Genomic DNA, 13,731 nt, shown 5'->3' on the forward strand with positions numbered 1-13,731 from the left:
GTCCACGACCCTGAGGAGAGGCTATGAGCCAGGATCCCTTCTACCAGCCCAACTATCCCGCCCAGCCGGGCTACGCGCCCCAGGGCTACGTCCCCCAGCCCGGGTACGCTCCTCAGCCCGGCTATCCCGCCCAGCCGGGCTACGCGCCCCAGGGCTACGTCCCCCAGCCCGGGTACGCGCAGCCCTACCTGTACCCGCAGAACCCGAACGCCAGGGCCAAGTCGACCGCGGCCCTCCTGGCCTTCTTCCTGGGCTGGTTCGGGGCCCACAACTTCTACCGGAAGCAGACCGCCCAGGCGATCGGGCACATTGTCCTCTTCGCCATCGGGCTCATCCTCCTTATTATCAGCATTGCCACCTACGAGCCCTCGTACGTCGTCAGCCCCTACTCGTACCCGTACTCGTACTCGTATGTTGAGGACAGCATCACGACGACCGTCCCCTTCATCATCGCCTGGATCGTCTACTCGGTCAACGGCCTCTGGACCTTTGTCGAGTTCATTATGATCCTCGCCTCCAAGGACGGCAGCCTCGTCTGAGAGGGCGCCCGGGGCCGTGCGTCTCGCGCCGCGGGTGCGCCCTGCGCCACGCCGTCGGCCCTGACCTGGTGCTGCCGGGGCCGACGGTATCCTCAGGGCCTGGCTCTACCCTCCACGTTCAGGAGCACCTATGGCGCCCACCACCCAGACCACTGCCGTCGTCCCCCCGGACACCGTCCAGGACGCCGCGGCCACCCCCGAGCGGGAGATGCCGTGGAAGGACCTGGGGCTCAAGCAGCAGGAGTACGAGGACATCAGGAGGCTCCTGGGGCGTCGTCCCACGGCCGCCGAGCTGGCCATGTACTCGGTCATGTGGTCTGAGCACTGCTCCTACAAGTCCTCCAAGATCCACCTGCGCCAGTTCGCGGACAAGACCACCCCCCAGATGCGCGCCCACCTGCTGGTGGGCATGGGGCAGAACGCCGGGGTGGTCGACATTGGCGACGGCTGGGCGGTGACCTACAAGGTCGAGTCCCACAACCACCCCAGCTACGTGGAGCCCTACCAGGGGGCCGCCACCGGCGTGGGCGGGATCGTGCGCGACATTATCTCCATGGGCGCCCGGCCCGTGGCCGTCATGGACCAGCTGCGCTTCGGCGCCCCCGACCACCCCGACACCGCCCGCGTGGTCCACGGCGTGGTGGCCGGGGTGGGCGGCTACGGCAACTGCCTGGGCCTGCCCAATATCGGCGGTGAGACCGAGTTCGACCCCTCCTACCAGGGCAACCCGCTGGTCAACGCCCTGTGCGTGGGCGTGCTGCGCCACGAGGACATCCACCTGGCCAACGCCAGCGGGGCGGGCAACAAGGTGGTGCTCTTCGGGGCGCGCACCGGCGGGGACGGCATCGGCGGGGCCTCCGTCCTGGCCTCGGAGTCCTTCGAGGACGGCGTGCCCGCCAAGCGGCCATCCGTCCAGGTGGGCGACCCCTTTATGGAGAAGGTCCTCATTGAGTGCTGCCTGGAGCTCTTCGCCGCCGGGCTCGTCCTGGGCATCCAGGACCTGGGGGCCGCCGGCATCTCCTGCGCCACGTCCGAGCTGGCCTCCAACGGCGACGGCGGCATGCACGTGGACCTGGAGAAGGTCCTCCTGCGCGACCCCAGCCTGAGTGCCGGGGAGATCCTCATGAGCGAGTCCCAGGAGCGCATGATGGCCGTCGTCGCCCCCGAGAGGCTGGGGGAGTTCATGGCGGTGATCGACAAGTGGGACGTCGAGGCGAGCGTCATCGGGGAGGTCAACGCCTCAGGGCGGCTGACCATCGACCACTTCGGGGAGCGGATCGTGGACGTGGACCCGCGCACCGTGGCCCACGAGGGGCCCACCTACGAGCGCCCTTACGCCCGCCCCTCCTGGCAGGACGCCCTCAACGCCGACACCACCGACCGCCTGGAGCGTCCCGCCACCGCCGCGGCGCTCGGTGAGCAGGTGCGCGCCGTGGTCACCAGCCCCAACCAGGCCTCCACCACCTGGGTCACCAGCCAGTACGACCGGTTCGTGCGGGGCAACACCGCCCTGTCCCAGCCCGATGACGCCGGCGTGGTCCGCGTGGACGAGGCCACCTGCCGCGGGGTGGCCATCTCCACCGACGCCAACGGGCGCTTCACCAAGCTCGACCCCGCCGCCGGGGCGGCCCAGGCCCTGGCCGAGTCCTACCGCAACGTGTGCACCGTGGGCGCCCGCCCCCTGGCGGTCTCCGACTGCCTCAACTTCGGCTCCCCGGAGGACCCCGACGCCATGTGGCAGCTGGTGGAGGCCGTCACCGGCCTGGCCGACGCCTGCCGGGCCATGGGCGTGCCCGTCACCGGCGGCAACGTCTCCCTGTACAACTCCCACGGGGTGGTCAAGGGCCTGCCCGACTCCTCCATCAACCCCACCCCGGTGGTGTGCGTCCTGGGGGTCATGGACGACGTGCGCCGCGCCAACCCCTCGGGCTGGCGCCAGGAGGGCCTGGCCGTCGTGGCGCTGGGGACCACGCGCGCGGAGCTGGACGGCTCGGCCTGGGCCCGCGTGGTCCACGACCACCTCGGCGGCCTGCCCCCGCAGGTGGACCTGGATGCCGAGGCGGCCCTGGGGCGGGTGCTCACGGCCCTGTCCGGGGCCAGCGCCCCGGACGGCTCCCCGCTCCTGCGCGCCGCCCACGACTGCTCCGACGGCGGGCTCATCCAGACCCTCGTGGACGCCTGCCTGCGCTTCGGGGTGGGGGCCAGCGTGGACCTCACCGGCGTGGAGTCCGAGGAGGTGGACGACTTCACCGCCCTGTTCTCCGAGTCCGGGGCGCGGGCGGTCGTGGCCGTCCCCGAGGCCCTGCTGCCCGCCGTCCAGGCGGCCGCCGACGCCGAGGACGTGGCCTGGGCCCGCCTGGGCACCACCGGGGGGGACCTGCTCGTGGTCACCGGCACCGACCTGCTGGCCGACGGAGGGGCCGGGCGCCCGCTGGTACTGGACCTGGCCGAGCTGCGCGAGAGCGTGGAGGCCACCCTGCCCGCGCTGTTCGGGTGAGCGGTGCCGGGGGCGGCCAGGGCGGGCCCGATGCCGTCGCGCCTGCTGGGCCCGACGCCGGGGCCAGCCAGCGTAATGGCGCCGGGCCCAGCCGGGAGAGCCGCGCCCCTGCGCGGCCGCGCGAGACCCTGGAGGCGTTCTTCGAGGCCGAGAACGGCAGGGACTGGGAGGTCTACGCGGGCTTCCTCCACCCGGACGTGGAGTGGACGGTCGGCGGGCGCACGATCACCGGGCGCGAGGACTACGTGCGCGCCATGAGAGCGGCCTACGCCGGGTCCGACGTGCGCTTCCGCGTGCACCAGTCCATTGAGTCCGCGGACGGCCGGGTGGTCGCCACCCTGCTCGTCGACTCCGAGGGGCGCCGCTCCCTGGACGTCTTCGAGCTCTCCGGGGGAGTGGTCGTGCGCGAGTGGGAGTTCCTGCTCGGAGCCGGGCCGGACTGGGACGGCGAGGCCGTTCCGGCGGCGTGAGGCGCGGCGCCTAAGGCGCGACCCGGTGAGCGCGGACGTATCGGGCCGCCACGCCGAGGACCCAGCTCGGTTGCCGTCACGGGCGCGACCGCGCGCACGGCAGATGGCCCGGCCTCAGCTCTGCCGTATCAGTCCCCGTCACGGGCGCGACCGCGCGGGCGCGTCGAGCCGCTCACGCAGGAGGCGGCGGGCGGCCTCCAGGTGCTCGATCCGCTCCTCGACGGCGGCGAGCTGGGCGGCCAGGGCGGCCCTGGTGGCCGGGCAGGCGGCGGCCTCGTCGCTGCCCAGGCAGCCGACCAGCGGCAGCACCTGCTCACAGCTCAGCCCCACCGCGATGAGGGCGTGCACGCGGCGGGCCCGCCCCACGTCGGCCGGGTCGTAGTCGCGGTAGCCGTTGCCCAGCCGTGCCGCCGGCAGCAGGCCGACGTCGCTGTAGTGGCGGACCTGGCGCGCCGTCAGGCTGGCGTGGGCCGCGAAGTCCCCGATCCTCATGCGCCCTCCCTCGTCACCTTGTCCTCTCGTCCCCTTGTCCCCGCCGCGGCTTGTCGCCGCGGTCTTGACCTTGACACTAGTGTCAGAGTTTAACGTCCTTCCGCACGGGCCGCCCGATCCGTGCGGAAAGGCTCCCATGAGACGTGTTCCCGCACTGTCCTTCGCCGTAATGCTCCTGGTGGGGACGGACACCTTCCTGGTCGCCCCGCTGCTGCCCGCCCTGTCCGCGCGCTTCGCCGTCCCGCCCGCGCGCGCCGGCTGGATGGTCTCGGCCTACGCGGTCGGCTACTGCCTGACGGCCCTGGTGGCCGGGCCGGTGTCGGACCGGCTCGACCGCCGCCGCGTCCTGGTGGCCGGGATGGCGGCGTTCTCGGTGTCCACCGCCGCGACCGGGCTGGCCTGGTCCTTCACCTCCATGCTGGGGCTGCGCCTGGCGGCCAGCGTCGCCGCCGCGGTCGCCTCCCCGCAGATCTGGGCCACGATCGCCCAGGTCATGCCCAGGGAGCGGGTCGTCCCGGCCATGGCGACGGCGACGGCGGGCCTGACCATCGCCCAGCTCCTGGGCGTACCGGCCGGGAGCCTGCTGGCGGTGCGCTCGACCTCCGACCCGTTCGTCGTCGTCGGGGCCGGCGGCGCCCTGGTCACCGCGGCGCTGTGGCGGTGGTTCCCGGCTGTGCCCCCGCACGGCGGCACGGTGCGCGTAGGGCTCCTAGCCCAGTACGCGGCCCTGGCCCGCACGCCGCGCGCCCTGGGGCGCTTCGGGGCCTACCTCGTGTTCCAGGTGGGCAACTTCGCCGTCCTGTCCTTTGCCGCCACCTGGTTCGCCCGCGACTTCCACCTGGACCAGGCCGGTATCGCCAGGGCCATGATCGTGCTCGGGGCCGGCAACACCGTCGGCGCCCTGATCGGGCCGCGGGTCGTGCGGCGAGCGGGCCAGGGGCGCGCCCTGCTGGGCGGCTCGGTCTGCTACCTCCTCATCTACGCGGTGGTCGCGGCCAGCCCGACCCGCTGGGTGGGCGTCGCCCTGCTCGCCGGGGCCTTCACCGTGGGCGGCGTGCTCTTCCCCGTCATGATGAACCTGCTCCAGGCCCTGACCACCTCGGCGCGTGGGACGGTCTCGGCGCTGGCCAGCGTGCTCATGTACGCTGGCTCGACCCTCGCGGGCATTGTCGGCGGCCCGCTGCTGGCGGCTCTGCCCTCCTTCTGGGGGGTGAGCCTGCTGGCGCTGGCGACCACCAGCGGCGCGCTCGGGCTGTGGGCGACCTCGGGCTGCCTGCGGGCCGAGCCGGGTGCGGGCGGGAGAGGCTGAGCTGCCTTGAGGCGGTGAGACGGTCTTGGCAAGGGTGAGGCCGAGCCGGGCGCGGGCGGGGGTACCGAGCCCCCGCGTCGTGGTCAGAGCCCCAGGACCAGCCACAGCCCGTCATCGACCTGTACCAGGAGGTGGGCGGGCAGGGTGCCAATGGGGTCGACCAGCCTGGAACGGTCCACGACGAGCGTCTGCGACACGTTCACGACGCAGTCCTTCGGCACACCTCCTTCTCCCCGCTCGAGTTCGATATTGCCCGGTGCTGCGGCCAGGCGCATGTTGCTGGTGATCGCAGACACAATAACCGTGGAAATGTGTGACTGGTTAAAGCGGTCGGAGGAGATAATGAGGGCTGGACGTAGGTATTCGGGTTCTGAGCCCACCGGCTCGCTGAAGTCGGCCCACCAGATCTCGCCCCGGGCTACCACTCCCACGCTCCTGCCTGGATGAGCGCGCGCCCGGTCGAGGGCGGTGTCTCGGCGCCCATCTCGTCTGCCAGGTCATTGAGCGCCGCGGTCACCGGGTCGTCACCCTGACGGGCAATGAGCTCACGGACCGCTTGAGCGTAGAGCTGCGACCTGCTCCACCCCAGGCGGCGTGCGAGCTGTTCAGCCTTGTGGAAAAGCGGGTCGGGAACGGAGATCGCGGTCTTCACGCTGGGAGTATAACCGGTATTACCGTTTCTAGGGCGGGTTGTGCCAAGCTGCTGGCGGCCCTGCCCTCCTTGTCGGTGGTGAGCCTGCCTCCTGGTCCAGCCCCCGCGACCGGCTGGCGTCCTGCCTTCCTTGTCGGTGGTGAGCCTGCTGGGTGGCCCCGGCCCGACGTCGCGCCCCTCCTCTCGGGTGAACGCGCTGTCCCGCGGGTGAACGCGCTTAAAGCTATATGAGCGCCACCCTAAGTGGCGTTCATATAACCGAAAGCGCGTTCACCTACTGAAGAGAGCGTTCACCTACTGAGTAAGGCGTTCACCTACGGATGGAGGAGTCGTGGTACTGGCGAGCCCAGGTCAGGCGGAAGGAGGTGTCCAGGGATGCCTGCGGGTCGAGCCGGGCGCCGGCGGGAGAGGCTGAGCCGTCTTGAGACGGTGAGACGGTCTTGGCAGGGGTGAAGCTGAGCCGGGCCGACGCCGCCGGGCAGTCCACATCCTGTCCACCCTGGGCCAAGCCGGGTACGGGCGCGGGCGCCGGTCACGCCGCCCCAGGTGGAGGCGCAGCGGACGGCCGAGCCGGGTGCGGGCGGGGGCGCCCACTGAGGGACTCACTTCGTGCAATGAGGGCGCGGCCGAGCCGGGCGCCCCTTGCACCGCTGGGAAGCAATTAGTGCCTCGCGGGCCGAGCCGGGTAGCAAGGGGTCGCATTGGCGGGGTCCCGGGTCCGCGACCGTGTGCGAGCCGGGTGCCCGACAGCAGGGTGCCGCCCGTGGCGGCCTGGGCGGGGTGGCGGAGGGGGCAGCTCCGCCACGTAGGAGATGGTGCCGCCCGTGGCGTCCCGGGCGAGGTCAACTGCGTCCCAGAGCCGTGGTGAGCCGACGGGGTGAGGGGCCAGTGCGTCTTGTCCCGTACTGGCGGTATTCGCATGCTCGGCCGCGTGGAGAAGCTGGTCGATGCTCCGCGTGTGGTCGAGCTGTATTGACGCTATGGTGTCGCGCGCCTGGAGGTCTAATGCGCACGCTGAGGCCGGGGTGCGCTCTTAGCTGGGTGGTCGAGGATCTTGCCGACTGTCTGGGGGAGGTCTTCCACAGGCCAGTTGACCTGGTCTTGCGACACTCGCGAGAACGGTACTTATTCGTCGTGAGAACGGTACTTGTTTCTCGCGAGAACGGGCGTCTGTGGCTAGCTCCCGCAGGAGGGACGCGATCACGTACGGTGTGAACGGAACGCGATCTAGTTGTGGGGACCGGGGCGTCTCCTGGTTGCGCTGGTGTGGGTGGGGGTCGCGTGCTACTATTTTGTTCGTGGGGGCAGGGGCGGCACAGAGTGGTATAGGAGGTCGCCTTTGAGTCATATGCTGAGGGGTCTCTCCTGCTGTCTAATCTGCCCCGTATAAGTGGGTCCACGATGAGGGTTTGTTCTGGTCCTGTGCTGAGGATCCTAATGACGTGGTCCGTCTCTGTCTTGTGTCCTGTTCGGGAGGGAGTGGGGCTCCGTCCCCTGGCGGTCGGGTACGGGAAGGTGCGTGTCCTGTGCGGGATGGGTGGAGGTCTGCGGCGCGGTGCTCGCGCTCGACGACGGGGGTCTGCGCCGGGAGGATCTGGCGAGGGAAGGGGGTGCACGTGCGGGTGCTCGCGGGGTCGAGACCAGCCGGGCTTGTGGTATTGGTCACCACCGATGTGGTGCGGGACACCCCGCCCGACTGCCACTTTTCCGCATGGTCTCGTCCAAAGCCGGCGCCGGATCCGCTCCCGGGGCCGTCGGTGGCGAGTGGCGTCATACCAACGAAAGGTGGTAGAAATGGACCCGTTCCGGCCACCTCCGGAAGGGCCTCCACAGGCCGGTGGCGATCCAGCCCCTGGAAACGTTGCAACCACGCGCCTCCCAGGGGCAGGGGTCAGGGAGCACCCCGCACCGCTAGGTGCATTAAGACTTGGCTACTCTTTCTTCTCATCCTCCTCTGCCATGAGTCAGGGAGCACCCCGCACCGCTATGGCGTGAGTGGAGTGCGATTGGTTTGCGGGGGCGGGGGTCCCTGGTTGCTCGTGGCGTGGACTCGGATGGTTCTATGCACTCCTCTGGGTGGTCTGCCGCTTGTCTGCTGGCCCGGTTTCGTGCGCGTGTCGCAATCTGAGGATCAGAGCCGGCCCCACCTCGCCCAGCACTTTGTACACCCAATGTCCACGCAGGTCAGGGGCCTGGACCCTGACGCGGCCGAGGGTGGCCCTCGTTCTGATCCTCAGATTGCGACAGAACCGTCCGCCCGCCACCGCCGGGGCCGTGCATAACCCCCTGTCCTCACCCCAAGGCAGGTCCCGGACCAGGTGGCGAGGCAGCGCGGGGCGCAGAAGTCGTGGTGGTGGCCTTGCGCAGATCCCGGACCGGGCACAGGGACGTACGTACCGCAGCTGGCCTGCTCGAGGTGACCTCGCGCAGGTCCCGGACCGGGCGACAACGCGGCTCGCACCCGCCCCAGGGAGCATTCGGTCGCGCTAGTACGGGCCTGGGAGTATGGGCCCGGGCCAAGTGGCCCGAGGCTGGTAGGCCCGGGCCAGCTGCGCCCCTGTTCGCGCTATAAGCACCCGACCGGAACCTCGTAGAACACGTACGGGGACCGGGTCCAGCACCGGAGAGCCTCCTTCCGGCCCTGGACCGAGATCCGTAGGCCAGCTGGCGCCCCGGCAGAGTGCACCGACGTTGGGCGCCATCGGGTGCAGGCGCCTACGATGCGGCCATGCCCCCATCCTTCCCGCACCCCCCACGCCGACCCGTCCGCCCCATGACAGGCCGGGACAGGCGCCCGACCCAGGCGCGCACCGACCACACCCCGGAGCCGACCACCTCAGAGATGACCGCCCCGGAGCCGACCACCCCGGGCGACGACCGGCCGGCAGGGCAGACGGGCCGTCGCCCCTGGTCCTGGCCCCGGGCGCTCCTCGTCCTTACGGTGCTCCTGGCTGTCGTCGCGCTCGTCGGCCTCAGCGTGCACGCCTGGGGCGGAGACGACGGGGACACCCAGGCCACCGTCCCCGCCGACCCCGGCACCACGGCACAGGCCCAGGCGGACGCGGTCGGCACCCCGGCTCCCGCCACGGCCGACGTCGCGCCCTCCTCCGCACCCGACCCCGGGCCCACGCCGAGCCCCGGCCCCCGGACCGACGACAAGGGATTCGCCCACAGTGACGTCGTCGGGGACGGGACCTGGGCCCTCACCGACCCGGTACCCCCCTCCCAGCCGGGGGCCGCCACGGTCTACCGCTACGTGCTGCGGGTCGAGGGCGGCACCGGGGTGGACGGCGCGGCGGCGGCCGCCACCATCCAGGGCGTCCTCAACGACGACCGCGGCTGGCGCACTGTGGAGGGGGTCTCCTTCGAGCAGGTCAGTGACCCCGACGCGGCGGACTTCACCCTGTCCATCGCCTCCCCGCCGATGGTGGACACCTTGTGCGCTCCCCTGCAGACGATCAGCATGTGGAACTGCCGCAACGGCGACAACGTGGTCCTCAACTCCGACCGCTGGAGCTACGGGTCCCCCACCTTCCCGGACGTGGACTCCTACCGTATCTACGTCATTAACCACGAGGTCGGTCACTTCCTGGGCCACGAGCACGAGTTCTGTGCCGGGCCCGGCCTGAAGTCGCCCACCATGGCCCAGCAGAGCCGCACCCGTGAGGGAGGCTGCACGGCCAACGGCTGGCCCACCCAGGACAATCAGGCCTCCTGAGCGCGCCCTGGGGCGGCCGAGGCCCTCCTGGGGGTGGGGGTGCGGCACGCCCCCGGCGGCGATTCCGGCGTGCCCGCGCGAGGCCCTCCTGGGGGTGCGGCACGGACCGCCCACCCGGCACCGGCACCGGCACCGGCACCGGCACCGGAGGATGCCCTCCCGGGGTGAGGCTGTGGCCCGCCTGCCGCCCGGGAGACCGGACCGGCTGCTCCTGGCCGCCGCTGCGCCACGTAGACTGCCCGCCCTGCCTAGGCGGACCTGTGCTCCTTGCGCGGGGCGGTGGCTCGGGAGGAACCCGGGTACCCCAGGGGCCAGGCTGGCTCCCGGCCAGGGCGCGCCTCCCGGCCGGGGTGTGTCCTCGGGCGTGCCTCCGGGGTGGTGCGCTCCCAGGGCGTGCTTCTGGGGCACCGGTCCGGGAGGAACCCGGGTACCCCAGGGGCCAGGCTGGCTCCCGGCCAGGGCGCGCCTCCCGGCCGGGGCGAAGGCTCCCGGACTACGCCTTGCTGGCGCCTCGACCTTCGCGACGTGCTTTGGGGCGGTTGTCCCGGGCCCCGCCGACGGAGTCCTGGTCGGGCGGTGCGTCGCCCGGGGCTCACGGCCCCGTGGCCGAGGCTGTGAATATGCTTAGAGCGTGGGGCCGCATCCCGCGGACCGGCTCCGGGTGCGGCTCCCTCGTGGGGTAGCGCCGTCGGGGAGCCCCTGCCCTTATATTCCCATCGCTTCTTAAGAAGGTTGATCGTGCCTCCCACCCCTGAATCCCCCCTGCCCACCGCCCCGGCCCCCCTGTCACAACGGCTCCTCGCCTGGGGGGTGCACGCCTTCACCATGTCCGGGCTGGCCTTCGCGACCCTGGCGCTGCTGGCCATGAACCACGACCAGATCGCCTGGATGTGGCTGTGGCTCGCCTTCGCCCTGGTCGTCGACGGCGTTGACGGGACCCTCGCCCGCCGCGTGCGGGTCAAGGAGGTCGTCCCCTGGTTCGACGGCAGTGTGCTGGACATCATTATCGACTACCTCACCTGGACCTTTATCCCGGCGCTGTTTATGTACCTCAAGCTGCCCATGGGGCCCAGGCCGGTGGCTGGCACCCTCCTTATCGTGATCCTGGTCTCCTCAATGTTCTGCTACGCCAACGAGGGGGAGAAGTCCGGCGACAACTACTTCGTGGGCTTCCCCGCGGCCTGGAACATTGTCGCCGTCATGATGTGGGTGCTGGGGAGCCCCGGCTGGCTCAACGTGGCCGGGACGGTGGTCCTGGTGGTCCTCACCCTCATCCCGACCTACTACGTCCACCCCGCCCGCGTGAGGCGCTTCCGGGCGCTCAACCTCCTCGCGGTGCTCGGGTGGATGGTCGGGACCGCCTGGCTGGTCGCCGTCCACCCGCAGCGGCCGGCGGTGGCGTTGGCGTTGTCCGTGGGGGGCGGGCTGTGGCTCCTGATCGTCGGCGTGCTGCGCTCGGTCCGGGGGCGGCAGGACGAGGACTAGCCTGACCGTCCGGCCTCTCCTGGTAGGGGCAGGGTGGGGGCTGGTAGGGGCCGCTGCCCGCCCTTCCGTGAGAACGGTACTTATTGCTCGCGAGAACGGTACTTGTTCGTCGTGAGAACGGGCGGTGCTCGCTGTCGGGCCCGTGTCCGTGGGCGATGCGTCCTGGTTGTGCTTTCCTGGGCGGCTGGGTTGGGGGTCCTCGACCTGGTGTCTGGCGTGTCTCGTCGTGGACGTTGTGGGTGGTTGGGTTGAGGGGGGTCTTCGGCCGGGGTGTGGGTTGGCGCGTCTGCGTCGCCTTCCTGGAGGTCCTCGTGACCTGTGCTGACGTGCTGCTGGCCCCTGGGGGACGCCGCCGCCTGGCCGCCTGCGTCGTCGACGGTGGCTGGCCGCTATGGTGGGTCCCACGCCTCAGGCCGCCCCCGCCGGGATGGTGGGTCGGGTTGCTGCCGGACCGGCCTGCCCGTGACCGACCGTTCTAGCCGCCCTCCCCACGGTCCCGACCGTACTGCGGGCGTTGGCACCGGATAACTGGGCTCGCGCGCCCTCAGGTGAACGCGCTCTGGGTCGGGTGGACGTGCTCTTGGTCGGGTGGACGCCGTTCTAACTAGTGTTTACCAGGACGGAAGCGCGTTTGTTCCCGTGATATGGCGTCTACCTGCCCCAGAGCGCGTTCACCTCAACCCAGTCCGACGCGCGGGCAGACCCCCCGGGGTGCCCTGGGGCCGTGTGGGGACAGACCCGTACTTGGACCCTGGCGGTGACATACACCCCTTGGACGCCCTGGAGCTGCCTGCCAGAACGTCCTCGGCGCGCCCCAGGGGTCTGTTGGCGAGGTCACGCCTTGGAGCCGCCCGCCAGAGCCTCCAGGTCAGCCCGACGCGCGGGCGCACCGGCAGAGCAGGCGGGGCCCGGCGTCTCCCGGGACGAGCTGCCGCGAGCGCCTGGCCGGGGGTGGTGGCGGCCCGGGCCCCGGCGCCTCCCGGGACGAGCCCGCCCCCATCGGCACCGCGCGGACAGCACGCCCAAGGACGAGCACACCAAGAAGACCACCCGGCACCCGGCGCACCCACCCCGACCCGCACCCACCAACCAGCCCAGACAGGACCACTGCAAGCACCCCCCGTTCTCACGAGCAATAAGTACCGTTCTCACGACAAACAAGTACCGTTCTCGCGACGAATAAGTACCGTTCTCGCGAACAGAGAGGGGCGGGTGTCGGTGGGTGGCCCGCCGCGCGGCTAGGTGAGTGCGTTCTCGGGCCTGTGGGCGCCGCCCGGGGCGGGGTTGAGGTCGGTGAGCGGGGCGGGGTTGAGGTCGGTGAGCGGGGCGGGGTTGAGGTCGGTGAGCGGGGCCCGGACCGGCAGGGTCACCCGGCTTGCGCCCGCCCGCTCCGCCCCTTCCAGGCCCTGGACAATGAGGTGGTCACGCCACCACCGCGCCCCCTCCAGGGCGATCGTGCCCAGGACCATGGCCACGATGGTCACGATCACGCCCGTCGGGTAGTCGCGGCCCGTGGACCAGAAGTACACATAAGGAATGACAAAGGTCACTATCGTGACCGCTAGCCCCAGGAGCCGGTGACGGATCCGGCGCCCGGCCACCATCTCCACAATGCCCCAGGTGTAGGGCACGGCGGTGAGGACGTCGAGCAGCCACAGCACCCACACCCGCCCCTGGAAGCCGGGGACGAAGGCCACCGGCAGGGCCCGCAGGGAGGAGTACACGAACACCACCAGGTAGGCTAGCGCCACCGGGTTGCGCACCAGGCGCAGCGCCTGCGGTCGCTGGACCACCCCCACGCCCACGCGCTCCAGCGCCCGGACCGCACGGGCCGGGCAGCGCAGGGTGTCCAGGCCCACCAGCACCGTGCGCAGGTAGCGGTGCGACTCGACCCCTCCGTCGGCCAGCGCCAGGAGCAGCGCCAGGGGGCTTAAGGCGATGACCACTGTTCCGTCGGGCGCGGGGGCGGCCGCGGCGGGCACGTCACCGAGCTCGACGCCGACGCCGTCGGGCTCGGGCAGCGACACCAGGTGGACCAGCCCCTCCCCGAGCGTGCGCTCAATCAGGGGCACCGCCTCGGCCGGCACCTCGCACAGCCATAGTCGCACCCCCTGCTCCAGGGCGTGCCCGAGCGCCTGGCCCAGCCTCCACCCGGCGCCGTCGGGCAGACGCAGCTGGGAGGCCGTCGTCGCGGCCAGGTCGGCCAGTGCGGGTAGTTCGAGCACCTTGCGCGCCCCCAGGTCCCCGCAGCGGGCCACGCCCGCGAGGGTACGGAGCTGGGAGGCGTCGATACGGTGACGGCGGGTGAGCGGTCGGTCCAGGACAGAGCGTGCGGTCAGGGTGCGCGCCAGGGCGGCGTGGAGAGAGGAAGGCACACCGGCAGGGTGCCAGATCGCGGCGCTCCAGGTGGCCAGTTGGCGGTGCGTCCCGGGTGTGATGGTGGTCGACACGCGCCAGGACGTCCGGCAGGCCGCCCTGCGGGCCAACCCAGCCGGTTGCGTAGCCGTGGCAGGGCGATGTGCGTCCGTTCGCCGCCCTGCGGGCCAATCCCCAGGCAATGTGGTGGTCG

11 protein-coding genes are annotated in these 13,731 nt (G+C 71.4%); 6 read left to right on the plus strand and 5 right to left on the minus strand.

Going from position 1 to position 13,731, the window contains the following annotated elements:
* Window positions 1–23 precede the first annotated feature (23 nt).
* The 3 genes from JJJ15_RS09030 to JJJ15_RS09040 all read left to right on the plus strand — a co-directional run bounded on the left by JJJ15_RS09030 (window position 24) and on the right by JJJ15_RS09040 (window position 3,506).
* Entirely contained in the window at window positions 24–539 is a 516-nt protein-coding gene (locus JJJ15_RS09030) for a TM2 domain-containing protein (RefSeq protein ID WP_200510516.1), read from the plus strand.
* A 130-nt stretch (window positions 540–669) separates the two neighbouring features.
* Window positions 670–3,036, plus strand: coding sequence for a phosphoribosylformylglycinamidine synthase subunit PurL (purL, locus tag JJJ15_RS09035; RefSeq protein ID WP_200510517.1), 2,367 nt, complete (start codon window positions 670–672; stop codon window positions 3,034–3,036).
* Window positions 3,033–3,506, plus strand: coding sequence for a nuclear transport factor 2 family protein (locus JJJ15_RS09040; protein WP_246741995.1), 474 nt, complete (start codon window positions 3,033–3,035; stop codon window positions 3,504–3,506). Before purL ends, JJJ15_RS09040 begins: the two co-directional genes overlap by 4 nt.
* Before the next feature lie 138 nt (window positions 3,507–3,644).
* Here JJJ15_RS09040 and JJJ15_RS09045 read toward each other — a convergent pair whose 3' ends face one another.
* Window positions 3,645–3,998, minus strand: a complete 354-nt coding sequence (locus tag JJJ15_RS09045; RefSeq protein WP_200510518.1) for a MerR family transcriptional regulator — start codon at window positions 3,996–3,998, stop codon at window positions 3,645–3,647.
* Between the two features lie 136 nt (window positions 3,999–4,134).
* Between JJJ15_RS09045 and JJJ15_RS09050 the strand changes: the two genes are divergently transcribed.
* Window positions 4,135–5,307 carry an MFS transporter gene (locus JJJ15_RS09050; RefSeq protein WP_200510519.1) on the plus strand — a complete coding sequence of 391 codons (1,173 nt, stop codon included), beginning with the start codon at window positions 4,135–4,137 and terminating at the stop codon, window positions 5,305–5,307.
* Window positions 5,308–5,390: 83 nt separating this feature from the next.
* Here JJJ15_RS09050 and JJJ15_RS09055 read toward each other — a convergent pair whose 3' ends face one another.
* The 3 genes from JJJ15_RS09055 to JJJ15_RS09065 all read right to left on the minus strand — a co-directional run bounded on the left by JJJ15_RS09055 (window position 5,391) and on the right by JJJ15_RS09065 (window position 6,446).
* Window positions 5,391–5,738 (minus strand): type II toxin-antitoxin system PemK/MazF family toxin, encoded by a 348-nt coding sequence (locus JJJ15_RS09055; RefSeq protein WP_348641471.1) that lies wholly within the window; start codon window positions 5,736–5,738, stop codon window positions 5,391–5,393.
* Window positions 5,726–5,959 (minus strand): ribbon-helix-helix domain-containing protein, encoded by a 234-nt coding sequence (locus JJJ15_RS09060; protein ID WP_200510520.1) that lies wholly within the window; start codon window positions 5,957–5,959, stop codon window positions 5,726–5,728. Before JJJ15_RS09060 ends, JJJ15_RS09055 begins: the two co-directional genes overlap by 13 nt.
* A gap of 310 nt (window positions 5,960–6,269) precedes the next feature.
* Entirely contained in the window at window positions 6,270–6,446 is a 177-nt protein-coding gene (locus tag JJJ15_RS09065) for a hypothetical protein (protein ID WP_200510521.1), read from the minus strand.
* A 2,241-nt stretch (window positions 6,447–8,687) separates the two neighbouring features.
* Here JJJ15_RS09065 and JJJ15_RS09070 point away from each other — a divergent pair.
* Complete coding sequence (locus tag JJJ15_RS09070) at window positions 8,688–9,677, plus strand: DUF3152 domain-containing protein (protein WP_200510522.1); 990 nt, start codon at window positions 8,688–8,690, stop codon at window positions 9,675–9,677.
* Between the two features lie 738 nt (window positions 9,678–10,415).
* Entirely contained in the window at window positions 10,416–11,162 is a 747-nt protein-coding gene (locus tag JJJ15_RS09075) for a CDP-alcohol phosphatidyltransferase family protein (protein ID WP_246741996.1), read from the plus strand.
* A gap of 1,238 nt (window positions 11,163–12,400) precedes the next feature.
* On the opposite strand, the gene JJJ15_RS09080 is transcribed toward JJJ15_RS09075, so the two are convergent.
* The gene (locus JJJ15_RS09080) at window positions 12,401–13,537 is read right to left on the minus strand and encodes a hypothetical protein (protein WP_246741997.1); all 1,137 of its coding nucleotides are present in this window, start codon (window positions 13,535–13,537) and stop codon (window positions 12,401–12,403) included.
* Between the last annotated feature and the right edge of the window lie 194 nt (window positions 13,538–13,731).

The sequence above is a fragment of the Actinomyces sp. HMT897 genome, from assembly GCF_016626125.1.
Lineage (GTDB): Bacteria > Actinomycetota > Actinomycetes > Actinomycetales > Actinomycetaceae > Actinomyces.